Source organism: Streptomyces sp. NPDC086989, assembly GCF_044745505.1.
Taxonomy (GTDB): domain Bacteria; phylum Actinomycetota; class Actinomycetes; order Streptomycetales; family Streptomycetaceae; genus Streptomyces.
Genome location: NZ_JBIVAL010000003.1, coordinates 445,956 through 468,915 on the forward strand (window position 1 = coordinate 445,956; position 22,960 = coordinate 468,915).

Annotated in this window: 23 protein-coding genes and 1 riboswitch; of the genes, 11 read left to right on the plus strand and 12 right to left on the minus strand. The window is 70.5% G+C overall.

What is annotated here, in order from left to right; translation table 11 throughout:
• Positions 1-6 precede the first annotated feature (6 nt).
• Positions 7-1,392 (plus strand): serine hydrolase domain-containing protein, encoded by a 1,386-nt coding sequence (locus tag ACIPK4_RS08750; protein ID WP_402310317.1) that lies wholly within the window; start codon positions 7-9, stop codon positions 1,390-1,392.
• Between the two features lie 60 nt (positions 1,393-1,452).
• Here the strand turns inward: ACIPK4_RS08750 and ACIPK4_RS08755 are convergent, their stop codons facing one another.
• Both ACIPK4_RS08755 and ACIPK4_RS08760 read right to left on the minus strand, forming a co-directional pair.
• On the minus strand, positions 1,453-1,914 hold the full coding sequence (locus ACIPK4_RS08755) for a GNAT family N-acetyltransferase (RefSeq protein WP_402310320.1): 462 nt from the start codon (positions 1,912-1,914) through the stop codon (positions 1,453-1,455).
• A 15-nt stretch (positions 1,915-1,929) separates the two neighbouring features.
• Positions 1,930-2,817, minus strand: a complete 888-nt coding sequence (locus ACIPK4_RS08760) for a GNAT family N-acetyltransferase (RefSeq protein WP_402310321.1) — start codon at positions 2,815-2,817, stop codon at positions 1,930-1,932.
• 91 nt (positions 2,818-2,908) lie between these two features.
• On the opposite strand from ACIPK4_RS08760, the gene ACIPK4_RS08765 reads away from it, so the two are divergent.
• Complete coding sequence (locus ACIPK4_RS08765; protein ID WP_402310323.1) at positions 2,909-3,556, plus strand: HAD family hydrolase; 648 nt, start codon at positions 2,909-2,911, stop codon at positions 3,554-3,556.
• Positions 3,460-4,881 (plus strand): globin domain-containing protein, encoded by a 1,422-nt coding sequence (locus ACIPK4_RS08770; protein WP_402310326.1) that lies wholly within the window; start codon positions 3,460-3,462, stop codon positions 4,879-4,881. The genes ACIPK4_RS08765 and ACIPK4_RS08770 overlap by 97 nt, the downstream gene beginning before the upstream one ends.
• A 46-nt stretch (positions 4,882-4,927) precedes the next feature.
• Here ACIPK4_RS08770 and ACIPK4_RS08775 read toward each other — a convergent pair whose 3' ends face one another.
• From ACIPK4_RS08775 to ACIPK4_RS08790, 4 genes are all read right to left on the minus strand, one after another.
• Entirely contained in the window at positions 4,928-5,407 is a 480-nt protein-coding gene (locus ACIPK4_RS08775; protein ID WP_054227216.1) for an NUDIX domain-containing protein, read from the minus strand.
• 86 nt (positions 5,408-5,493) lie between these two features.
• Entirely contained in the window at positions 5,494-6,399 is a 906-nt protein-coding gene (locus ACIPK4_RS08780; protein WP_402310329.1) for a LysR family transcriptional regulator, read from the minus strand.
• Positions 6,400-6,576: 177 nt separating this feature from the next.
• Positions 6,577-7,701 carry a cystathionine gamma-lyase gene (locus ACIPK4_RS08785; protein WP_402310627.1) on the minus strand — a complete coding sequence of 375 codons (1,125 nt, stop codon included), beginning with the start codon at positions 7,699-7,701 and terminating at the stop codon, positions 6,577-6,579.
• A gap of 154 nt (positions 7,702-7,855) precedes the next feature.
• Positions 7,856-8,236, minus strand: a complete 381-nt coding sequence (locus tag ACIPK4_RS08790; RefSeq protein WP_402310330.1) for a phage holin family protein — start codon at positions 8,234-8,236, stop codon at positions 7,856-7,858.
• Between the two features lie 89 nt (positions 8,237-8,325).
• Here ACIPK4_RS08790 and ACIPK4_RS08795 point away from each other — a divergent pair, with 89 nt between their 5' ends.
• The 4 genes from ACIPK4_RS08795 (at position 8,326) to ACIPK4_RS08810 (ending at position 10,578) form a co-directional block, all read left to right on the plus strand.
• Positions 8,326-8,643 (plus strand): cupin domain-containing protein, encoded by a 318-nt coding sequence (locus tag ACIPK4_RS08795; RefSeq protein WP_054227213.1) that lies wholly within the window; start codon positions 8,326-8,328, stop codon positions 8,641-8,643.
• Positions 8,644-8,787: 144 nt separating this feature from the next.
• Positions 8,788-9,015, plus strand: a complete 228-nt coding sequence (locus ACIPK4_RS08800) for a DUF5326 family protein (RefSeq protein ID WP_376192564.1) — start codon at positions 8,788-8,790, stop codon at positions 9,013-9,015.
• A 269-nt stretch (positions 9,016-9,284) separates the two neighbouring features.
• The gene (locus ACIPK4_RS08805; RefSeq protein ID WP_402310332.1) at positions 9,285-10,031 is read left to right on the plus strand and encodes an IclR family transcriptional regulator; all 747 of its coding nucleotides are present in this window, start codon (positions 9,285-9,287) and stop codon (positions 10,029-10,031) included.
• A 97-nt stretch (positions 10,032-10,128) separates the two neighbouring features.
• Entirely contained in the window at positions 10,129-10,578 is a 450-nt protein-coding gene (locus tag ACIPK4_RS08810) for an SsgA family sporulation/cell division regulator (protein WP_402310334.1), read from the plus strand.
• Positions 10,579-10,628: 50 nt separating this feature from the next.
• On the opposite strand, the gene ACIPK4_RS08815 is transcribed toward ACIPK4_RS08810, so the two are convergent.
• A complete protein-coding gene (locus ACIPK4_RS08815) occupies positions 10,629-12,029 on the minus strand; it encodes a YibE/F family protein (protein WP_402310629.1) in 1,401 nt (466 codons plus the stop codon).
• 81 nt (positions 12,030-12,110) lie between these two features.
• Positions 12,111-12,254, plus strand: a riboswitch (TPP riboswitch).
• Between ACIPK4_RS08815 and thiC the strand changes: the two genes are divergently transcribed.
• Both thiC and ACIPK4_RS08825 read left to right on the plus strand, forming a co-directional pair.
• Complete coding sequence (thiC, locus tag ACIPK4_RS08820; RefSeq protein WP_054227210.1) at positions 12,249-14,036, plus strand: phosphomethylpyrimidine synthase ThiC; 1,788 nt, start codon at positions 12,249-12,251, stop codon at positions 14,034-14,036. Its footprint overlaps the riboswitch before it by 6 nt.
• Positions 14,037-14,154: 118 nt before the next feature.
• Positions 14,155-15,219 (plus strand): aldo/keto reductase, encoded by a 1,065-nt coding sequence (locus ACIPK4_RS08825; protein ID WP_402310631.1) that lies wholly within the window; start codon positions 14,155-14,157, stop codon positions 15,217-15,219.
• A gap of 14 nt (positions 15,220-15,233) precedes the next feature.
• Here the strand turns inward: ACIPK4_RS08825 and ACIPK4_RS08830 are convergent, their stop codons facing one another.
• Complete coding sequence (locus ACIPK4_RS08830; RefSeq protein ID WP_402310336.1) at positions 15,234-16,346, minus strand: glycosyltransferase; 1,113 nt, start codon at positions 16,344-16,346, stop codon at positions 15,234-15,236.
• Between the two features lie 257 nt (positions 16,347-16,603).
• Here ACIPK4_RS08830 and ACIPK4_RS08835 point away from each other — a divergent pair, with 257 nt between their 5' ends.
• Complete coding sequence (locus ACIPK4_RS08835; protein WP_402310337.1) at positions 16,604-17,437, plus strand: hypothetical protein; 834 nt, start codon at positions 16,604-16,606, stop codon at positions 17,435-17,437.
• An 18-nt stretch (positions 17,438-17,455) separates the two neighbouring features.
• On the opposite strand, the gene ACIPK4_RS08840 is transcribed toward ACIPK4_RS08835, so the two are convergent.
• The 3 genes from ACIPK4_RS08840 to ACIPK4_RS08850 form a co-directional block, all read right to left on the minus strand.
• Positions 17,456-18,280: a hypothetical protein gene (locus ACIPK4_RS08840; RefSeq protein WP_402310339.1), complete on the minus strand. Its 825-nt coding sequence runs from the start codon at positions 18,278-18,280 to the stop codon at positions 17,456-17,458.
• Between the two features lie 151 nt (positions 18,281-18,431).
• A complete protein-coding gene (locus ACIPK4_RS08845) occupies positions 18,432-19,607 on the minus strand; it encodes a metallophosphoesterase (protein ID WP_402310633.1) in 1,176 nt (391 codons plus the stop codon).
• A 216-nt stretch (positions 19,608-19,823) separates the two neighbouring features.
• Entirely contained in the window at positions 19,824-20,939 is a 1,116-nt protein-coding gene (locus tag ACIPK4_RS08850) for a LacI family DNA-binding transcriptional regulator (protein ID WP_054227206.1), read from the minus strand.
• Positions 20,940-21,300: 361 nt separating this feature from the next.
• On the opposite strand from ACIPK4_RS08850, the gene hisC reads away from it, so the two are divergent.
• On the plus strand, positions 21,301-22,383 hold the full coding sequence (gene hisC, locus ACIPK4_RS08855; protein WP_376192578.1) for a histidinol-phosphate transaminase: 1,083 nt from the start codon (positions 21,301-21,303) through the stop codon (positions 22,381-22,383).
• Positions 22,384-22,411: 28 nt separating this feature from the next.
• Here the strand turns inward: hisC and ACIPK4_RS08860 are convergent, their stop codons facing one another.
• Positions 22,412-22,780, minus strand: a complete 369-nt coding sequence (locus ACIPK4_RS08860; RefSeq protein WP_376192580.1) for a cyclophilin-like fold protein — start codon at positions 22,778-22,780, stop codon at positions 22,412-22,414.
• Positions 22,781-22,960 lie beyond the last annotated feature (180 nt).

Genomic DNA, 22,960 nt, shown 5'->3' on the forward strand with positions numbered 1-22,960 from the left:
CCGATCATGGATGCCGTATCTGAAGACCTGGAGCTGCTCCCTGCCACCCGGCGTGCGCTGAGGCACCGGATCGCCGTCGCGCAGAGCGAGGGCCGGGCGCCGTCGGTGGTGGCGGCCGTGGCCCGCGGCGGCGAAATCGTCTGGGAGGACTCCCGGACCTCCGTCGAGGGACACGGTCCCGACGGGAACGTGCAGTACCGGATCGGGTCGATCAGCAAGACCTTCACCGCCGTTCTCGTGCTGCGCCTGCGCGACGAGGGCCTGCTGCGGCTCGAGGACCCGCTGGAGCAGCACCTGCCGGGAACGGGCGTCGGCGAGGTGACCATCGCCCAGTTGCTCGCCCACACCGGCGGGTTGGCGGCGGAGACGCCGGGCGAGTGGTGGGAGCGCACCCCCGGGGCGCTGCGGCCCGAACTCGCGGACGTGCTGGGTGAGGAGCCGTACCGGTTCCGGCCCGGCCGACGGCACCACTACTCCAACCCGGGGTACACGCTGCTGGGTTCGCTCGTGGAAGCCGTGCGGGGCAAGCCGTGGGCAGAGGTGCTGCGCGCCGAGGTGCTGGAGCCGCTGGCGCTGGACCGTACGACGGCACAGCCGCAGGCTCCTCACGCGGGCGGCTGGGCGGTGCACCCGTGGGCCGACGTGATGATGGCCGAACCGCTGGAGGACCTGGGGCTGATGGCCGCGGCGGGACAACTCTGGTCCACGACCCGGGACCTGGCCCGGTTCGCCACGTTCCTCGCCCGGGGTGACGAGCGGGTGCTGAGTGCGGAGTCGGTACGGGAGATGCGGACGTCAGCGGCCCCGCCGGAGCCCGGTCTCGCCGAGTTCGGTTACGGACTCGGCATGCAGCTGGTGGACGCCCGCGGGCGCAGGCTCGCCGGCCACAGCGGTTCGCTGCCGGGGTTCGTCGCAGCGCTGTGGCTGAGCGAGGCGGACGACGTGGCGGCCGTGGTGCTGGCGAACTGCACGTCGGGGCTGCCCGCCTCGGCGGTGGCCGCGGACCTGGTGGCGATCGTCGCGGAAGCGGAGCCGCCGTTCCCACAGCCGTGGCGCCCGTTCCGGGAGGCCGATCCGGTCGCCCTGGAGCTGTGCGGCCCCTGGTACTGGGGTACGTCGGCCCATGTGGTGCGGTTGACGGCGGACGGGCTGCTGGAGCTGGGCCCGGTCGGCGCCATGGGCCGGTCGGCCCGCTTCCGGGCAGAGCCCGACGGGAACTGGACCGGGCTCTCCGGCTACTACGCGGGGGAGACGCTGCGGGCGGTCCGGCGCGGGGACGGCTCGGTGAGCCATCTCGACCTCGGCTCGTTCGTGTTCACGCGTGAGCCCTACGACGCGCAGGCCCCGGTGCCCGGCGGACCGGATCCGCAGGGCTGGCGCGGCATCGGCTGAGGCCCGTACTCCCGCTCGTGGGCCGGGCCGCCGAGACGGGCCCGGCCTGCGTACGGGAGATCAGAGGGACAGCTTGAACCCGACGTGGGAAGCGGTGAACCCCAGCTGCTCGTAGAAGCGGTGCGCGTCGGTACGGGTCGTGTCCGAGGTGAGCTGTACGAGTTGGCAGTGCTCCCGGCGGGAGCGGTCGATGGCCCACTGGATGAACCGGGTGCCCAGGCCGGCGCCCCGTTCGTCGGCGTGGACCCGGACGCCTTCGATGATCGAACGGGTGGCGCCCTTGCGGGAGAGGCCGGGAACGATGGTGAGCTGGAGGGTGCCCACGACGCGATCTCCGCGGACCGCGACGACCACGTGCTGGTGGGGGTCGTCGGCCAGGCGCCTGAACGCCTTCATGTACGGCGTGAGGTCGTCAGGCGATTCGCGGGTGGCGCCGAGGGGGTCGTCCGCGAGCATCGCGACGATGGCGGGCAGGTCCTCCTCGGTGGCGGGACGGATCACGGGCTGGTCGGGATCGGTCATGGCGGCGCTCCTCTCTCAGCCCGCGGCCACGGTGAGCGGGGCCCAGCGGCGGGTCCAGTCGCCTGGGAGGCCGGGGACGCCGCGGGTCATGACGGCGTTGAACGCGATGGAGCCCAGGCCGCGGTCCTTGAGCCAGGCGAGGAGCTCCTCGTGGCGGACGTCGATGTCGGTGCGCAGCGGCCGGTCGGTTTCGGCCGCGAGCGCGGTGACGAGTGCCTGGGCACCGGCCGTGTCACGGGCGATCAGCGGCCCGATCACATGGGTCTCCATGTTGGGCCAGATCGCGGCGTAGCCGACGAGTTCACCCCGGTCGTCCTCGGCGACCAGCAACCGGTCGGCGAAGGCGGGAAGCCTCGCGATCATATGGGTCCGGTCGGTGCCGAAGACCTCGGTGTCCAGGCGGACGATCCGCGGGATGTCCTCGCCGGTCGCCGGCCGGACCGACGCGGAGTCCGCCTCCGTATCGGCGGGCTGGCCCCGGAACGTGCCGCGGAGCATTTCGGCGCGGCCCGTGGTGTCGAAGCCGAGCTCCTCGTAGAGCGGCCGGCCGTAGGGAGTGGCGTGGAGGGTGAGGGGGACGCCCTTGAGGACGTCGTCGCAGACGTACACCATCAGGCGACGCCCCAGGCCTTGGCGGGCATAACGCTCGGCGACGAGGACCATCCCGATGGCGGCCAGCTCCGGCCCGGCATGGGTGTGCCCGTACGAGGTGACGACGCAGGCGGCTGCGAGCCCCTGGCCGTCGGGGGCGTCGATGCCGTAGCCGGTGCCCGCGGCGAGAAGCAGCCCCCACTTGTGGTCCTCGCGCGGCCACCCGCGGTCTTCGGACAGGTCGGCGCATGAGCGGAGATCATCCACGGTCAGCGCACGGATCGGCAGGTCGGTGAGGTGTGGTGGTGTCACGGCCCCAGACTGGATCATCAGCCGGAGGGCGTCCAGAGGATTTGGGGGTGGATGTTTCACGTGAAACATCCCACGGGCTAGCCTCGCCGCCATGAGCCTCCTGCACCTCTTCGATCTCGACGGGACCCTGATGTACGGCTCGGCGGCGCCGGTCGAGATCTCCCGGCAGCTCGGCCTGAGCGCGGAGATCGCCGCGTTGGAGCGGGCGTTCGGTGCGCGGGAGATGGGGCCCCACGAGTTCTCGGTTGCGGCGCATGCGCTGTGGGCGGAGCTGACGCCCGCGCACGTCCGGGCGGCGTTCGAGGGGGCCCCGTGGCTGACGGGAATCCGCGAGGTGTGGCGGGAGATCAGGGAGCGCGGGGACTACTGCGCGGTGATCTCGCTGTCACCGTCGTTCTTCGTGGAACTGCTGCTGGAGTGGGGCGCGCACGCCGCACACGGCTCGGTCTTTCCCGAGGTGCCCTTCACCCGGCCGGTGGACGCGGCCGGGATCCTGACTCCTGAGGGCAAGGTCGCGGTGGCGGACCGGCTGTGCGCGCAGTTCGGGGTGGGCCGGGCCGACTGCGTCGCGTACGGGGATTCGGTGACCGACGCGTTGTTGTTCGAAGCGGTTTCGGTGTCGGTGGCGGTCAACGCGCCGCCGTGCCTGGCGGAGCGGGCGACGCACGTCTACGAGGGCCGGGACCTGAGAGAGGCCTACCGGCTCGTGGAGGCACGTCCGGAAGTCCAGGCATCTTAAGGGGACGGCGGATTCGAAACGCGGACTTTCCGTGTTTCCCCGCGGGTGGTTGGGGCGGCTGGCAGGCTTTGAGGCCCGGAACCACGGATTCGAAAGCCGTGGCGTGCTCACCGACCGAGATGTTCGAAGCGAGGCACCGCATGGACGCTCCGCCCACCAGATCGGCCAGACGGACGGCCCGGATACCGTCCGGGGGCGGTGCGGCCGAGCCCTCCCCCGATGCTCTGCTCATCCGCCGGACCCTGGAAGAGATCGGACCCGTCGCCGACCGGGTGACCTCGTACTTCTACGCCCTGGTCTTCACCGGGCACCCGGAGGTGCGGGGCATGTTCCCGGCCGCCATGGACGCACAGCGCGACCGGCTGCTGAAGGCGCTGCTGACCGCCGCCGAGCACATCGACAACCCCGACGTGCTCGTACCGTATCTGCGCCGGCTGGGCTCCGGGCACCGCAAGTACGGCACGATGGCCGGCCACTACCCGGTGGTGGGCGAGGCCCTGATCAGTGCTCTGGCCCGGTACGCGGACCGGAGCTGGGGACCGGAGACGCAGGCGGCGTGGGTGCGGGCCTACACCGCGATGTCCCAGATCATGATCGACGCGGCGGCCGAGGACGAGGTGAGGAGCCCCGCCTGGTGGCATGCGGAGGTGGTCTCGCACGACCTGCGCACCCCCGATATCGCCGTACTGACGGTCCGCCCCGACCAGCCGTATCCCTTCCTCGCGGGCCAGTACACGAGCCTGGAGACGCCCTGGTGGCCACGGGTGTGGCGGCACTACTCCTTCGCGTCGGCGCCGCGTGCGGACGGGCTGCTGTCCTTCCACGTCAAGGCCGTTCCGGCCGGCTGGGTCTCCAACGCGCTGGTACGGCACGCCCGGCCGGGCGACGTGCTGCGGCTCGGTCCGCCGGCCGGGTCGATGGTGGTCGACCACACCACCGACAACGGGATGCTGTGCCTGGGCGGCGGCACCGGCATCGCCCCGATCAAGGCACTGATCGAGGACGTGGCGGAGCACGGTGAGCGCCGCCCGGTGGAGGTGTTCTTCGGGGCGCGCAGCGACGGCGACCTGTACGACAAGGACAACCTGCTGGGCTTGCAGCGCTCGCATCCGTGGCTGTCGGTGCGCCCGGTGGTCTGTGAGGGCCTGGCGGGGCAGCTGCCCCAGGCGGTCGGCGAACACGGGCCCTGGAGTTCGTACGACGCCTTCATCTCGGGGCCGCCCGCGATGATCCGCAGCGGTGTGAACGAGCTCAAGCGGATCGGGATACCCGGGGACCGGATCCGTTTCGACGCGGTGGAGGAACTGGTCGCCGTCGCCGGCTGAGACCCGGGCCGGGATCAGCCCGGGCCGGGATCAGCCCGGGTCCGGATCAGCCCAGGTCGGGGGCGTGCATGGCGCGCACGCCCTCGATGTTGCCGTCGAGGTAGTGCCGTAGGGACAGCGGGACCAGGTGGACGGCGGCGATGCCCACGCGGCTGAAGGGCACGCGGACGATCTCGTACTCGCCCTCGGGTTCTTCGATTTCGGGGCCGTGCCGCTGGCTGGGGTCCATGGATTCGAGGTGGCAGACGAAGAAGTGCTGCACCTTCACCCCGGTCACCCCTCCGTCGGCGATGTGCTCGACGGTGTCGACGAAGCAGGGCACCACATCGGTGATCTTCGCGCCGAGTTCCTCGTGGAGTTCTCTGTGGAGGGCGTCGACGACGGTGGCGTCCGAGGGCTCCACTCCGCCGCCTGGGGTGAGCCAGTACGGGTCGACGCCGGGCTTGGTGCGCTTGATGAGGATCAGGTCGTCACCGTCGAGCAGGATCGCGCGGGCGGTGCGTTTGACCACGGGACGTTCGGTCATGGGAGAAGAGTGGCCCGCACCGCGGTGTCTGAAACGCGTGGGGGGAAAACGGTCCGCACGCCGGAAGCGGAGGCCCGCCCGGGCACTCACCAGTGGGCCGCGGCGTGCAGCAGCCGCTCGTGCGCACGGGCGAGGTGGGCGAGTGCGAGACTGCCGGCCCGTACGACCAGGAACCAGGTCCGCAGCGGCGGTACGGGCGGCTCCAGCAGGGCGACGATCTGCCCGCGGTCGAGGGCGTCCTGGCACAGGTACCTGGGCAGGACGGCGAGTCCGGCGCCGGCCCGGACGCATTCCAGTACGGCTCGCAGATCCGGGGCGACGACGGTGGCCGCATCGGGCCGGGTGCCGGGCCGGGTCTCGAAGACCGAGGCCCAGTAGCGCGCGACGAGCGGCAGCGTCTCGTGGACCTCGACGAGCGGAATGCCGTCGAGGACGGCGGGGCCGGACTCGCGCAGCCGGTCGGGGTCGACGAGCGCCGCCCAGTAGGGCGCGGCGACCAGCACGTGCTCCTCGTCGCACAGGGCGGTCGCCGTGAACAGCCCGCCGCGCGGGCGGGCGGTGGTGACGACGAGGTCGTGGTGGCCGGCGGCGAGCCCGTCGAGGACTTCCTCGGCGCCGGCCCGCAGGACGGTCCGCAGGGTGTGGCCCTGGCCGACGAGCGGTGCGAGGGCGGGCAGGACGCGCTGGCAGAGGAACTCGGGAGGACCGGCGACGTGCAGGGTGCGCAAGGCGCCGGCGGCCTCCCGCTCCGCCTCGGTGATCCGCAGCAGGGCGTCGAGGTGCGGGGCGGCCTTGTGGGCGAGCTCGTCGCCGACGGCCGTGGGGGTGACCCCGCGGGCCCTGCGGTGGAACAGGGGTCGTCCCAGCTGCCGTTCGAGGGTGCGGATCTGTGAGGTGACGGCGGGCTGCGACAGCCCGAGGAGCGCGGCGGCCCGGGTGAACGAGCCCGCCCGGTGCACGGCGACGAAGGTGCGCAGCAGGGCCAGGTCCATGAAGGCCCCTCTCGGTGGGGGCCTTCAACTATAAATATGCCGATAGGGCCCTGTCGTTACCGTGATTGGACTCTGACGCTGAGTCAACTAGCCTGGAGCGCGTGGTTCTTCGCGCGCAGAACCCGGGGCGGTCCGAGCCACTAGGGGGGAGGCTCGGACCGCTCTCGTTCCGGCTGCTCAGGCGTCGCCGCCGGCCGCGTCGAGGGCCCGTAGCACGTCCGCGACCAGGTCGTCGGTGTCCTCGGCCCCGGCCGAGAAGCGGATGAAGCCCTCTGGGACGGGATCGCCGCCCCACCGTCCGCGCCGCTCCGCGGTGGACCGCACGCCGCCGAAACTGGTGGCGTCCTCGACCAGGTGCAGGGCCGCCATGAAGCGTTCGGCGTGCCCGCGGTCCGCCAGTGTGAAGGAGACGACGGACCCGAAGCCCCGCATCTGCCGGGCGGCCGTCTTGTGCGAGGGGTCCGCGGGCAGCCCCGGGTAGCGCACCCCGCTGACGTCCGTACGGTCGGCCAGTGCTTCGGCGACGGCCAGCGCGTTGGCCCACTGGCGCTGGGCGCGCAGCTGGATGGTGGCCAGGGAGCGGTGGGCGAGCCAGGCCTCCATCGGACCCGGGATCGCCCCGATGATCTTCCGCCAGCGCCGGACGGCGGCGGCGAGCTCGGGGTCGCGGCAGACGACGTAGCCGAGCAGGAGGTCACCGTGGCCGGTGAGGCCCTTGGTGCCGCTGGCGACGGAGAAGTCCGCGCCGAGTTCCAGGGGCCTCTGACCGAGCGGGGTGGCGAGGGTGTTGTCGACGGCGACCAGGGTGCCTCCGGCGTGGGCGGCCTCGACCAGGCGCCGGATGTCGCACACGTCGAGTCCGGGGTTCGAGGGGGTCTCGATCCACAGCAGCCGGGCCCCGCCCAGGACGGCGAGCTGTGCGTCGTCACCGGTCGCAGCGGTGCGGACGTGGATCCCATAGGCCTCCAGCTGTTCGCGGACCAGGGGAAGGGCCTGGTAGCCATCGTCGGGCAGGACGACGGTGTCGCCGGTGCGGGACTGGGAGAGGAGGACGGCGGAGACCGCGGCCATGCCGGAGGCGAAGACGACGGTCTCCACGCCGTCCCGGCCGGGCGCTTCGAGTTCCCCGATGGCCCGCTCCAGCAGGCTCCAGGTGGGGTTGGTGTCGCGGCCGTAGGTGTACGGGCCCGCCACGTCGCCGGGGAGGTGGAAGTGGGCGGCGAAGACGGGTCCGGGCAGGGGTGGTTCGTTCTTGACGGGTTCGGGCAGTCCGGCGCGCACGGCCAGGGTGCCGTCGCCGATGCCGTCCGCCCGCGAGGTCCCGGCCGCAGGGCCGGCCCCGCCCGCTGCGGGTTCCGCCGCGGTTGCTGCTGCCTCGTCGGGATGGTCGTTCACGCGATGTGCTCCTTCACTGCCTCGAACTGCCGGGCCGGGTGGCGCGGTGGCCGGGGACCGCTCAGTCCTTGTCGGGCAGGACCATGTTCACGGCCCAGGAGACGACGGAGATGATCAGGCCGCCGAGCAGGGCGGTCCAGAAGCCGTCCACGTGGAAGCTGAGGTCGAGCTGCTTGGCCAGCCACGAGGTCAGCATGAGCATCAGGGCGTTCACGACCAGGGTGAACAGCCCGAGGGTGAGGACGAACAGCGGCAGCGAGAGGAGCTTCACCACCGGCTTGACGATCAGGTTCACCAGGCCGAAGACCAAGGCGACCAGGATCAGTGTGAGGGTCCTGCGGCCCAGTGAGCTGTGGTCGTCCAGCGTGATGCCGGCGAGCAGCCAGATGGCGACGGCCAGGGCTGCCGCGTTCGCGAGCGTCTTGACTACGAAATTCGTCATGTGTCTGATCGTGGCAGAGAAGATCCCGGTGGGACATCGGCAGTTCTGCGGATGCCGGGGAACGCGAGAGAGCAAGGGGCACAACGACGATGAAGGCCTTCCGGCTGGACGAGCTTGAGGCGGAGCGGCTCGCGAACGACGGCGCCTATCTGCAGTTCCTGCGCGAACGGAACATGTCGGTCGGGCTGTACGCGCTCGACGCCGGCCAGAGCGACCCGCAGCAGCCGCACCGGCAGGACGAGGTGTACTTCGTGGTGAGCGGCCGGGCCTCGATCACGGTCGGGGACGAGACGACGACGGTGGCGCGCGGCAGCGTCGTCTACGTCCCCGCCGGGGTGGTGCACAAGTTCCACCACATCACCGAAGACCTGCGGGTCCTCGTGGTGTTCTCGCCGCCGGAGGCGTAGCGGAGGACCGCGTCCCAGGGTCGGATCCACCGATTCCCCTAGGGGGCGGATCAGGGGAGTCCGGGGGCTCTCGGGCCCCCGGACGCTTGTACCGGCTCCTAGCATCGAGAGCAGGAAGTCACGGCTCAGGAAGAGGTTGAGGACATGGACGGGATCCGAGAGACGTTTGCAGGCATGCCCTGGTGGGTCAAGTGGGTCGCGATCCCGCTCCTGGTGCTCTTCGTCTTCGGCGGAGTCATCACCAGCATCCTCGGTGCACTGATCTCGTTCGTCTTCAAGCTGCTGCTCTTCGTCGCGCTCGTCGGCGGTCTGGTCTTCGTCGTCAAGAAGTTCACCGGCAGCGGTTCGAAGTCCTCCTCCCGCGACTGGTAGGCGTCAATCCCGGTGGTAGCCCGGGCGGGGGAACGTGGGGCGGCATACCGCCCAAGTCGTGGGAATCTGCAGATAGAGTGGCAATCTGTGCCGTCCCCTGGGCGCCGGACGCCGGTCGCACCGCCCTGACATGCGGTTTTCTCCAGTGTCGACCGAGTGCCACCCCCAGGAGCCGCGGCTTGTGCGGGGGCGGCCCCCGCCGGGCGGGCCCTCCCCAGGCCCGCCGCCACGCCTGGGGGTGAGCTTTGTCTTCGGTTCACAATGCCGGTGTGCCGACGCTGATCGGTTCGGTGCAGCGCGCGTTGAGGCTGCTCGAGGCAGCGGGCTCCCACAGCGAGGGGGCCCCGGCGAAACAACTGGCGCGCGAGGCCGGCCTGCCGCTCCCCACCGCGTACCACCTGCTGCGCACCCTCACTCACGAGGGATATCTGCGGCGCGAGGGCGGAGTGTTCCTGCTTGGCGCCGCCGCCGGGCGGCTGGCGGGTGGCGGGCTGCAGCAGAAACGTCGCAGCATGATCCTCGACTCCCTCGCGCACTTCCGCGACGCGGTCGGGGCCCCCGTGTACTTCGCGGTGTTCCGCGCGGGTGAGATCGAGCTCGTCGGCGTCTCGGACACTCCGGCCAACCCCGCGGTGGAGGAGTGGGCCGATTTTCGCGCGACCGGCCACGCACACGCCATCGGGCAGTGTCTGCTGGCCCAGCTCGACGAGAAGACCCGCAGGGACTTCTACGACCGGCACCCGGTCGAGGCGGTCACCCAGTACACCGTCCGGGACCAACGTGCCCTGGAAACCCGTATCGCCGCACTGGGACGCATGGAGCCGGTTACGGAGCGTCAGGAGTACGCCCTGGGCACGGTCTGTGCAGCCATCCCCATTACTGTGGGCGATACCGCCGCAACCATGGCTATTTCCCTCCCTTTGTACCAGGAGGAACGATTGCTTTGTGTAGTGGATCGGCTACGGAGTGAAGTAGGCGCGCTGCTGAGCACCCTCTCGTTCTCTATCAGTATCTGAAAACTCACTCCTTGTGATCCGCAAGCGCTTCCACCACCCTTGTCAAGAGGGCCCTGGGGGATCATTCCTGGCCACTTCCACTACAGCGGGGTAGTCCATGCGCGAGTCGGTACAGGCAGAGGTCATGATGAGCTTCCTCGTTTCCGAGGAGCTCTCGTTCCGGATCCCGGTGGAACTCCGGTACGACACCCGTGACCCCTACGCAGTGCGGCTGACCTTCCACCTTCCCGGAGACGCGCCCGTGACCTGGGCGTTCGGCCGCGAACTCCTTCTCGACGGCATCAACAAGCCGTGTGGCGACGGTGATGTGCACATCGCGCCCACCGACCCCGACGAGCTGTCCGACGTCCACATCAGGCTCCAGGTCGGCTCCGACCGGGCGCTGTTCCGTGCCGGCGCGGCGCCTCTCGTCGCTTTCCTCGACCGCACCGACCGGCTTGTTCCGCTCGGTCAGGAGCGCAATCTCGGCGACTTCGACGAGAACCTCGACGAGGCTCTGGACCGGATCCTGGCCGAGGCGCGGCAGAACGAGCAGAACGCGGGCTGAGCGGATCGGCGGAGCCGAGTCGCCCCGGGCCCCCGAGCCACCCGGGTCGCTCAGCGCTTGCGCCGCCGCCCCCGGCCTCCGCGGACCGGCCCCGAGGCCTCCGCCGCGGCCGGGGAGCCCGGCCGGTCGGCCGAAACCACCAGCGCGGCAAGCGCCGTGGTCACCGGCACCGAGGCCACCAGGCCGATCGACCCGACGAGGGTCCGTACGATCTCCTCCGCCACCAGCTCGCTGTTGGCCACCGAACCCATGCTGCTGTTCGCGATCGAGAACAGCAGCAGCAAGGGAAGCGCAGCGCCCGCGTAGGCCAGGACCAGGGTGTTGACCACCGAGGCGATGTGGTCACGGCCGATGCGGATGGCCGCGCGGTACAGGGCGCGGGGTCCCATCGTCGAGTCGGCCTGATGGAGCTCCCAGACCGCCGACGTCTGCGTGACCGTCACGTCGTCGAGTACGCCGAGCGATCCGATGATCACGCCTGCAAGCAGCAGACCGCTCATGTCGATGTCCGGGTAGAGCCCGTGGATCAGACCGGTGTTGTCATCGGTGTTGCCGCTGAGGAAGGCCCAGTCGACGAACACCGTTCCGAGCAGGCCGATCAGCAGCAGCGAGACGAGCGTGCCCAGGACGGCGACCGATGTACGGGCGCTCAGGCCGTGGCACATGTAGAGCGCGATGAGCATGATGGCGCTCGCGCCGACGACCGCGACGACCAGAGGGTTCGAGCCCTGCAGGATCGCCGGGAGGATGAAGAGGGTCAGCACGCCGAAACTGACGACCAGCGCGATCAGCGCGAACAGGCCGCGCATCCGGCCGACGACGACCACCGCCACCGCGAAGATGCCGGCCAGCACCGCCAGGGGCAGCTTGCGGTTCACGTCGACCACGGAGTACTGCAGGTCCCGCGGCGCGTCCGGTGCGTACGCGACGACCACCTCCTGGCCGTTCTCCAACTGCCGCGGCGCGCCCGGCTGGACGATCTCGAAGAAGGTGCGGCCCTTGTCGGATCCGGTGGCGACCTCGATCGTGGCCTTCTTGCACTCGCCGGTCTGCGCGGCCCGAGCCTCGCGGCCCTCGGGGGCGGTGGGGTTGCTCGTGGGCGGTACCTGCGAGGCGTTCACCGATTTGCAGTCGACCTGTTCGAGCGCGACCACCCGGCCCTGCTGGGTCTGCCGGTCGAAGCCCACTCCCGAGCGCTCGTGGGCGGGGGCGCCACCCGGCCAGAGCACCACCAGGCCGACGAAGACGGCGGCGGCGAAGGGGATCAGTACCGCTGCGATGACCTTGCGCAGGTGCTTCGAGACGGGCGCCGCCGGCCCGTGGCCGTGGGAGTGGCCGTGGGAATGCCCCTGGGGAGGGACCTGGGCGGGACCGTGGTCATGCCTGTGGCCCGTGTGTGCGTGGTCGGAGTGGTCCGTGGGCTGGGTGGGCGTGTTGGGGGGCTGCGGCATGGACGTCACCGGCCGATCATCGCAAGAGTTGAGGGGGCCCACTGTTCAGCACGCCACAGATGACGCTAGCGTGGGGGCACCTTTGCACAACGCGGGAGCTCGGAGCACCGGGCTGAGAGGGCGCTGATCACCGTACGCAGCATATGTGCGTACGGGAAGAGGCTGCGTCGACCGCCGAACCTGTTACCGGGTAATGCCGGCGTAGGGAGATCAGGTCTCATGACCATTCAGGACGCACGCACGCCTGCCGTCAGCCAGGACGCCGACGGCCAGACCGAGCGCCAGCCGGGCTGGCACAAGGGCTATGTGGCGGGCTCCCGCCCCGACATCCGGGTGCCGGTCCGCCAGGTCCACCTCACCAACGGCAAGGACGTGACGCTCTACGACACGTCCGGGCCGTACACCGACCCGCAGATCGAGACCGACGTGCGGCGCGGACTGGCGCCGCTGCGCGAGAACTGGATCATCGGCCGCGGCGACACCGAGGAGTACGCCGGCCGCCCCGTGCGTCCCGAGGACGACGGCATCAAGCACACCTCGCCGCGTGGTGGCCTCAAGAACCTCGACGCGGTCTTCCCGGGCCGCCCGCGCCAGCCCCGTCGTGGCCGCGACGGCGCAGCCGTCACGCAGCTCGCGTACGCCCGCCGCGGTGAGATCACTCCCGAGATGGAGTACGTCGCGATCCGCGAGAACGTCGCGCCCGAGGTCGTGCGCGAGGAGATCGCCGCAGGTCGCGCCGTGCTTCCTGCGAACGTGAACCACCCGGAGATCGAGCCGATGATCATCGGCAAGCGGTTCCTGGTGAAGGTCAACGCCAACATCGGCAACTCCGCCGTCACCTCCTCCATCGAGGAGGAGGTCGACAAGATGACCTGGGCGACCAAGTGGGGCGCCGACACGGTCATGGACCTCTCGACGGGCCGCAACATCCACACCACCCGCGAGTGGGTGCTGCGCAACTCGCCCGTGCCGATCGGCACCGTGCCGCTCTACCAGGCGCTGGAGAAGGTCGACGGCCGCGCCGAGGACCTGACCTGGGAGATCTACAAGGACACGGTCATCGAGCAGGCCGAGCAGGGCGTGGACTACATGACGGTCCACGCCGGCGTGCTGCTCCCGTACGTGCCCCTGACCGCCCGGCGCAAGACCGGCATCGTCTCGCGCGGCGGCTCGATCATGGCCGCCTGGTGCCTGGCGCACCACAAGGAGAACTTCCTCTACACGAACTTCGAGGAACTCTGCGAGATCCTCGCGACGTACGACGTCACGTACTCGCTGGGTGACGGTCTGCGTCCCGGCTCGATCGCGGACGCCAACGACGCCGCGCAGTTCGCCGAGCTGAAGACCCTGGGTGAGCTGAACACGATCGCCAAGCGCCACAACGTCCAGACCATGATCGAGGGCCCGGGGCACGTCCCGATGCACAAGATCAAGGAGAACATCGACCTCCAGCAGGAGATCTGCGAGGAGGCGCCGTTCTACACGCTCGGCCCGCTGACCACGGACGTCGCTCCCGCGTACGACCACATCACCTCGGGCATCGGCGCCGCGATGATCGCCTGGTGGGGCACCGCGATGCTCTGCTACGTCACGCCGAAGGAGCACCTGGGCCTGCCCAACCGCGACGACGTGAAGACCGGTGTCATCACCTACAAGATCGCCGCGCACGCGGCGGACCTGGCCAAGGGCCACCCGGGCGCCCAGGAGTGGGACGACGCCCTGTCGGACGCGCGGTTCGAGTTCCGCTGGGAGGACCAGTTCAACCTGGCCCTCGACCCGGACACGGCCCGCGAGTTCCACGACGAGACGCTCCCGGCCGAACCGGCCAAGACCGCGCACTTCTGCTCCATGTGCGGTCCGAAGTTCTGCTCGATGAAGATCTCCCAGGACATCCGCCGTGAGCACGGCGGTGACCTGAAGGCCGATGAGATCGAGGCGGGCATGGCGGCGAAGTCGGCCGAGTTCGCGGCGAGCGGCAACCGGGTGTACCTGCCCTTGGCGGACTGACCCGACCGCTGAGGCGGCCGCCGCTCCGGGGGGAGGGAGGGGACTCCCAGGAGCGGCGGCCCGCGCGGAGCGCTTGCGCTGGAGCACACTCCAGCTCCTACAGTGCGGGCGCATGACCATGAGATATCGCAGTCTGGGCCGGACCGGCATAGAGGTCAGTGCGCACTGCCTCGGCACGATGATGTTCGGAGCGGTGGGGAACCCGGGCCACCAGGAGTGCGCACGGATCATCCACGCCGCGCTCGACCAGGGGATCAACTTCGTCGACACGGCGGACATGTACTCCGCCGGGGAGTCCGAGGAGATCGTCGGCAAGGCGCTCAAGGGCCGGCGCGACGATGTCGTGCTCGCCACCAAGGTCCACTTCCAGATGGGGAAGGGACGCAACCGCAGCGGCAACTCGCGGCGGTGGATCGTGCGGGCGGTGGAGGACAGCCTGCGGCGCCTGGGCACCGAATGGATCGACCTCTACCAGGTACACCGGCCTGACCACTCGACGGACGTCGAGGAGACCCTCTCGGTCCTCGGCGACCTGGTGCGGGCCGGCAAGATCCGCGCCTTCGGCTGCTCCACCTTCCCCGCCGAGGAGATCGTCGAGGCCCAGCACGTCGCAGAGCGGCGGGCCCTCCCGCGGTTCAGGACCGAGCAGCCCCCGTACTCGATCCTCGCCCGGGGGATCGAGGCCTCCGTGCTGCCCGTCGCCCGGCGGCACGGGATGGGCGTGCTGACCTGGAGCCCGCTCGCATCCGGCTTCCTGAGCGGCAGGTACAGGCTCGGCGGGCCCGTCGACCTGACCTCGGGGCGGGCGGCGCTGACACCGGCGCGCTTCGACCCGGCGGTCCCGGGAAACACCGCCAAGCTGGAGGCCGTGGAACAACTCGTCGGCCTCGCCCACGAAATCGGCTGCACCCTGCCCGAACTGGCGGTCGCCTTCCCGCTCGCGCACCCCGCGGTCACCTCGGTGATCATCGGCCCCCGGACCCTTGACCAGCTCAACTCACTGGTCAAGGGAGCGGGCCTGGTCCTCGACGACGCGGCGCTCGACCGGATCGACGAGATCGTTCCGCCGGGGACCAACCTCTACCACCCGGATGGCGTGTGGCGCCCGCCGGCACTGACCGACACCGCGCAGCGGCGCCGGGCGCCGGGGGACCGTGCCGCAGGGGACGACGTGGGGCTCTAGGTGTGTTGTCCCGGTCAGCCCCGCACCTTCGTCCGGCGCGATGTTTCACGTGAAACAGGGACGGACGGCGCGCTGCGGGCCTCGGCGAAGCCGCGATTGGTCTCCGTCTGACGGCGGATGGCGTCGGGCAGGTCGGGCAGCGCCAGCAGCCGGTCACAGGCGCGCAGCGAGGCCTCCATGTCACCGACCCAGTAGGCGGTGATGGAGTGCTCGAACAGCAGCCCCCACTGGTAGACCCAGGGTTGGATGAACAGCAGGTCCGGCGGTGCGGGCCGGTCCAGCACGGCCGTGGTGATCGCGTGCGCAGCGTGATGGCGACCCAGCATCCTCAGCCTGGAGGCCAGCTCGTAGCAGGCCTCCAGGCGGGTGGGCCGTGACTCCCAGGCGCGTGAGAGGGCGTCCATGGCGGTCGGCCAGTCACCCGCCTCTGCGTTCAGAACACCGACCTGGAGCAGGGCGTAGTAGACCTCCTCGGCCCAGCCGCCCATGGCCGCGCACTGCTCGTAGAGCCTGATCGCCTCCGCGGTATCGCCCATGTCGCGCATGGTCTGGGCGAGGTAGAAGACCGTCCGGGTGTTGGCGGGGTCCTGCTTGAGCGCGGCGCCGAGCAGACGGGCATCGCGTTCGAATTTGTCGTGCCGGGAGCCTCCGTCGGCGTGGTCCTCGATGAACAGCGCGTCGAGGTTCTGCTGGAAACCGGGCCGCTGGTCGTACTCGCCGGGCTGGTCGCAGGTCAGGTACTCGTGCGTGACGCCCTCGTACCGCCAGGGGAGATCTCCACGCACCAGACGCTTGATGCGGTACTCCGTCGCGCCCTCGTGGCGCAGCATGTACGACTGCGCCGTGAGCGGGGGCAGCGGCCCGCCGCGGCGCAGGACGAGGTCGGCGTCGAGGAGGAGCAGATAGTCGGCCTTGCCGCGGGCGTGCGCGATGTTGAGGCTGCGGTTGTGGCCGAAGTCGACCCAGGGTTCCTCGTGGAGCTCTCCGGGGATCCCGTCCAGGGTGCTTCGGATGAGTTCCTGGGTGCCGTCGGTGGAACCGGTGTCGGAGATGACCCAGGTGTCGATGAGGTCCCGTACCGAGGTGAGGCAGCGCTCGATGACGGCGGATTCGTTCTTCACGATCATGCAGAGGCAAATGGTCGGCTTCACGGCCGCTGACCCTAGGGACGGCGCCGTCCGCGGCGCGGACGGCACGCCGGGTGCGGCCCCGGGTGGCCCTCGTGGGCACCGCCAAGTGGCTGCGTCTGCTGGTCCGATCCGCTGAAAGGCGGGCGAGCCGAGGCCGCACCGGGGGGCACGCATCTTCAGGATGGCCCGCGGAGTCCGGTCGTTCGTCCGGACTTCGGGTGATCATTCGATCCGGTGTACGCGAGGAGCGGTACATGAGTTCTGAGGACAGGGTCCGATCCATCCTGGGGCCCCTGCCCCGACGGGCCGGCTGGCTGGCCGGAGGCACCTTCGCCTCCGTGGCGCTGGTACTGGCGGGCATCGCCGCCCCGGCCGCGGCCGGGGCTCCGCAGCCCACGGGGTCCGTGGCGGCCGGCGGTGGCGACCACTGCGGTCCGCGCGCCAAGAAGGCGATGGACCCCGCGGCGATGGGACAGCCTTCGGGCGGTGGCGACAAGTGCAATGTCGGTCCGACGGGGCCGCGTGGGCCCAAGGGACCGACCGGGCCCAGGGGTGCGACCGGCTCCACCGGACCGACGGGCCCCACGGGTCCCACGGGTCCTGGGGGCGGGAGCGGTCTGACGGGTGCGACCGGTGCCACCGGGCCGACCGGCGCCACGGGTGCCCCGGGCGCCAGTGGGCAGTGCTTCGACGTGGACGCGGTCCGCCCCGCCGCCTCTCGTGAGGTCAAGGCGGTGCTCTCCGACGGCATCACCTACGCGGGCATCCGCGACTTCGCGGCGAACGTGCCCACCCCCTGGCGCTGGTACGACCTGACGGACACCGGGGATACCTACCCGGATGACGCCTGTGCCGTGTCGGTCACGGCCCAGGGGGTCAACGTCCACGTCGAGGTCCTGACCACCGGTGGCGACATCTACGAGACGCCGTGCACCATCGTCCCGGGCACTCCCGACGCCCTCAACTGCACGGAGGTCTGGACGCCGGCGAACCCTCAGCCCGCTCAAGGAGCCAACGGCCTGGCCCGGTTCGCACACGGGTCGCCGACCACGGAGGACCTGAACCTCCGCCCCCAGGAAAACAAGTAGCTCCGGTACGCGGCGCCGTCACGGCGTGCCGGCCTCCGGGCCGCCGAAATCCGGGCCGGTGAAGTCCGGCGGTGTGTAACCGGGGCGGGGTCCCTGTGAAGTGGACCCCGGACTGGTGAAGTCGGGCCGGGTGTATCCCAGGTTGGGGATACGCCCGGCCTTCGGCGTACCGGGGGCCGGATACACCGGCCCCGTACTCGGATCGGCCAGCGCGTCCCGCAGGAACGGCAGGATGCCCCGCTCCAGCAGGGCGAGCCGCCAGGCCTCGCGGGCCCGCGCGACCTCGTCGGACATCGCCTCGTCGTCGTCCTGCGCCACCACCTCGGTCGCGCTGTTGCGGACCGCCGTCACCAGCAGGCCGATCACCGCGAAGACCAGGGACACCACGGTCAGGGCCCCGAACAGCCAACCGGCCGTCAGCATCGTTTCGGCGAAGGCCGGTTCGGGCTCGACGGCCTTCAGGACGTACCCCACCAGCAGGAAGATCAGCATCGCGGTGCCGGCCAGGACCGGCGCGAGCACCGCGATCACGGCGCCTGCGCCCGCGCCGTCCTCGCCCTCGGCCTGCCCCCCGGTCCCGTCCCCGGCCGATCCCGGCACGGCCAGGGCCTCCCCGCGCCGCTCCCCGCGGAGTTTGACGTAGTGGTCGTACTCGGCCGCGGCGGCGGCCGTCAGCAGCGCGGTGGCCCCGATGGCCATCGTGCGCAGTTGTTCGGCGTTCAGACGCTCGCCGAGGGCGGCGAGCTCGGGCCGTTCGTGCGCGGTGCGCAGCGCCTCGTCGAGGAGCCGATCGAACTCCGGTCGGTCTTCGGTCAGCAGGTGCGGAGCGCTGTTCATGTGCATCCCCCGATGCTCCGTGGGGACCGGTTGGCCCGCGTAGACCCGGGCGCCGGCACAAAACGGAGGAGAGCCTGCTATGGATAGGGCGATGGTAGAGCGCCCATGCCACGGGGTGACAGGGGCTTTCCCGAAATTACCCCCGTTCTGATAACCCTCAGTCGTTCAACGGGAGTTGCACGACCAGCAGTTTGCCCGCCATCGTGACCCCGCCGTCCATCGCGATGGCGAGCCCGTCCGCGTACACGTGCGGGCCGTTCACGGCCTCCGGGCCGTGCGATTCGTCGCCGTCCTCGGTGCCCACCTCGCCCAGCAGGTAGGGGATGGGACTGTGCCCGTGCACGACGCGGCCGCCGCCGTAGGTGTCGAGGAGTTCGCGTACGGCCTGGGGGCCGGTCTCCTCGTCACGGAAGGCGAACCGCTTCGTGAACTTGCGGAACAGGTCCCACGTGATGTCGGCGTCGTTGCGGTTGAGCAACTCGTGGATGGTGTCGTTGACGTCCTCGATGGAGTCGCCGTAATCGAGGTACGCGGTGGTGTCGGAGTGCAGCAGCAGGTGCCCGTCCACCAGCACGGCCGCGTCCAGCCGCGACATCCACTGCAGGTGGACGTCCTCCAGGCGCTCCATGTCGGTGCGCTGGCCGCCGTTGAGCAGCCAGGCTGCCTGGAAGGTGGCGGTGCCGGCGCCCGAGGCGACGGGGGTGTCGCCGAACCGCTTGGCGCCGATGAGGAGCAGCTCGTGGTTGCCCATGAGGGCCTTGCAGTAGCCGCCGGCGGCCGCTGCCTCGGCGGACAGCCGCATCACGAGGTCGATCACGCCGATGCCGTCGGGACCGCGGTCGGTGAAGTCGCCGAGGAACCAGATGCGGGCGTTGCCGGCCGACCAGCGGTGGTCGGCGTCGATGAGGCCCTGGGCCTGGAGTTCGGTGACGAGCTCGTCCAGGTAGCCGTGGACGTCGCCGACGACGTACAGCGGTCCCGGGCCCGTGGCTGGGGCTTCCTGGGGGACGTACTGGACCTGGACGGTGTCACCGGGTCCACCGCGGCTGATGACCGGGAGGTCGCGGTGGGTGGGGGTGTAGCCGTCGTCGAGGCCGTCCTCGTCGGCCGGTCCGCCCGCGGCGGGTGCCTGGCCCACGGGCGGCTGCGCGGGAACGGACGTGCCCTCCCCGTAGTACGCCGGGTACCCGCCGTACACCGGGGCCTCGTCGGGTTGCCCACCGGGCACGCCGTACGGGGCGGGCTCGGTGACCGGGACCCGGAAGTCCCGCAGCGTCTCCGTCCGCATCACGGGTCCCTGACCGGCCCCCTGAGTCATCGACCCCTCCACCACCGTCGCGCTGCCGTACACCTGCGGACCCTCCTGGCCTCCTGAACGGAGGGTCCGTGATGTCGTGCGCCCATCATAGGAATGCGGCTCGCGCTCTGTGACGCACCAGGGGTGGTGAATCCGGGGCGGAACCAATAGTTCCTGCCGCTTTCGCCTGAAATGGGTGTTGCTGAAATCCTCGGCGGAGCTGTCGGCGCCGCCGTATCCGGGGTGTGACGGTCAGTCCTTGGCCGGTGAGCGGGGCGGACTGATCGTCGTACGGGTCTGCCTGCGCTGCGAGGACGTACGGATGATCAGCTCGGTCGGGACCACCTGTTCGACCGGTCGGCCGGTGTCGACTCCCTCGATGGCGTCGATGAGCAACTGCACGACGGCGGTGCCGATGCGGCGCGGTTTGAGGGACAGGGTGGTGATGGGCGGTTCGGTGTTGGCGTACACGGTGGACTCGCTGCAGCACACGAGCAGCAGGTCCTCGGGGACCCGCAGGCCGTAGCGCCGGGCGGCGGCGAGCAGGTCGGTCCCGTTGGGGTCGAAGAGCCCGTACACGGCGTCGGGGCGGTCGGGCCGGGCGAGCAGCCGGTCCGCGGCCACGGCGCCCGCGCACGGGTCGTGGGCGGGGTACGACTCGTAGACGGGGTCCTGGCCGACGCGCTGGCACCAGTTGAGGTAGGCGGTGGTGGAGAGCCGGGTGTAGGTGTCGGTGGTGGTGCCGGTCAGCAGCCCGATCCGGCGGGCGCCGGCGGCGGCGAGGTGGTCCAGCAGGTTGAGTACGGCGGCCTCGTGGTCGTTGTCGACCCAGGCGGTGACCGGGAGGGAGCCCGCCGGACGGCCGTCGGAGACGACGGGGAGGCCCTGGCGGACCAGTTCGCTGACGACGGGATCGTGGTCGGAGGGGTCGATGACGACGGTGCCGTCGAGGGCCACGTTGGACCACACGTCGTGTCGGGAGGTGGCGGGGAGGATGACGAGGGCGTAGCCGCGGGCGAGCGCGGCCGAGGTGGCGGCCCTGGCCATCTCGGCGAAGTACGCGAATTCGGTGAAGGTGAAAGGTTCATCCCCGTACGTCGTCACGGTCAGGCCGATGAGGCCCGACTTGCCGGTACGGAGGGTGCGGGCCGCGGCTGAGGGGCGGTAGCCCAGCCGGTCGGCGACTTCGCGAACGTGGCGGCGCGTGGCGTCCGGCAGCCGCCCCTTGCCATTGAGCGCGTCGGAGACGGTCGTGATCGAGACGCCCGCCGCGGCGGCCACGTCCCTGATGCCTGCCCGGCCCTGTCGGCCGGCGGCCCGCCGGGTGGTCTCGGTCCGGCTCACCTGATGCTTCCCTGCTGCTGTCATGGCGAGCCGATAGTAGGGCTCGGCGGGGTGGGTGGTCCGGGTGCATATGCACGCGTTGACAGGCACGATTCTGCACGGTTCGCCACCCCCAATGACCTTGGAAATGAAGGAAATTGGCACCGCAGAGTGAGTAGGCCGTTTGTCGTCGGGTCCGGGCATGCCAAACCGGTGCGGTCTGGGGGCGGTTTCAACTCACCTGTACGAGGGATGCGCGCCACGGCGCGGGCCACCGGCGTGCGCATATATGCGTGCGCTCCCCCGCAATCCCGGCGCTGCCATTTTCGGGAGGGCGGAATCCTCATAAGGTGAGCAGTATTGAGTCGACGGCGACGTCGTACGGGACGGTCGAGGAGGACCTGCGGTGAGCGAGAAGAGCCCGAAGCTGCGCGCCGAGCTGGACGGCATTCCCACCTACAAGCCGGGGAAGCCCGCCGCCGCGGGCGGGCCCGTCGCGTACAAGCTGTCCTCGAACGAGAACCCCTACCCGCCCCTGTCCGGGGTGCTGGAGTCGGCCGTCGCGGCGGCCGGCCAGTTCAACCGTTACCCGGACATGGCCTGCACGGGCCTGGTGAACGAGCTCGCCGAGCGGTTCGGCGTGCCGGTCGAGCACATCGCCACAGGCACGGGCTCCGTGGGTGTGGCCCAGTCGCTGATCCAGTCGACGGCCGGTCCGGGCGACGAGGTCATCTACGCATGGCGTTCCTTCGAGGCCTACCCGATCATCACGCAGATCTCGGGTGCGAAGTCCGTGCAGGTCCCGCTGACCGACGGGGACGTGCACGACCTCGACGCGATGTTCGACGCGATCACCGAGCGGACCCGGCTGATCTTCGTCTGCAACCCCAACAACCCCACCGGCACCGCGGTGCGCCGCGCCGAGCTGGAGCGGTTCCTGGACCGCGTGCCCTCGGACATCCTGGTGGTGCTGGACGAGGCGTACCGCGAGTTCGTCCGCGACGTCGAGGTGCCGGACGGCATCGAGCTCTACCGCAGCCGCCCGAACGTCTGCGTGCTGCGTACGTTCTCCAAGGCGTACGGACTGGCCGGCCTGCGCGTGGGCTTCGCGGTGGCGCACGAGCCGGTGGCGGCGGCGCTGCGCAAGACGGCGGTGCCCTTCGGCGTCAGCCAGCTCGCCCAGGACGCGGCGGTCGCCTCGCTGCGGGCCGAGGACGAGCTGATGGGCCGGGTCGGGGCGCTGGTGGGTGAGCGTGCACGGGTCTACGAGGCGCTGCTCGGGCAGGGCTGGACCGTGGTGCCGCAGACGCAGGCGAACTTCGTGTGGATGAGGCTGGGGGAGCGGACGGTCGAGTTCGCGGCGGCCTGCGAGAAGGCCGGTGTGGTGGTCCGGCCCTTCGCGGGTGAGGGCCTGCGGGTCACGATCGGCGAGCCCGAGGCGAACGACCTCTTCCTGCACACGGCGGAGGCCTTCTTCAAGGAGATGTAGCCCCGGGGGCTGCACGGGTCCTCGGGAGCTACGCGAGTTCCACGCGGATCGGGTCACCGTCGCGGACGGTGGACAACAGGCGGGGGTCGCCGTCGAACGAGCCGAGCACGTTGCACGGGCTCGCCAGGCGGCTCTCGCCTCCGCGCGAGATGGGCGTGGGGCCGTAGGGCAGCGCGAGCGCGTCGCCCTCGGTCCAGAACGCGACGGTGCCGGGGTCGACGACCTGACGGGCGTCGTGTTCCAGCGCCGCGCAGACGCCGGTGTCGAAGTACACCTCTTCGCCCCAGGTGTGGGCGGAGGCGGAGATCGGGAGGGCCTCGGCCAGCGCTTTGCTGGTCGGGGTCTCGTCAAGGGTTGCCGTGAGCTGGCCCGCGGGCCAGGAGATCCGAATCCTCATGAACGACATTCAACAATCTGTTGAATGTATTGACTAGGGGGACCCCGGCTGAAAGGCGTCGGGAGCGGTACGACATAATGCTTGTGAATGTGAACGCGTTCACAAGCGTGTCCTGCTTTGTCAGCTATTGGGTAGGGCATGCCAGGCAAACTGCGGCAGTGACCACGGCGCACCGAAGGA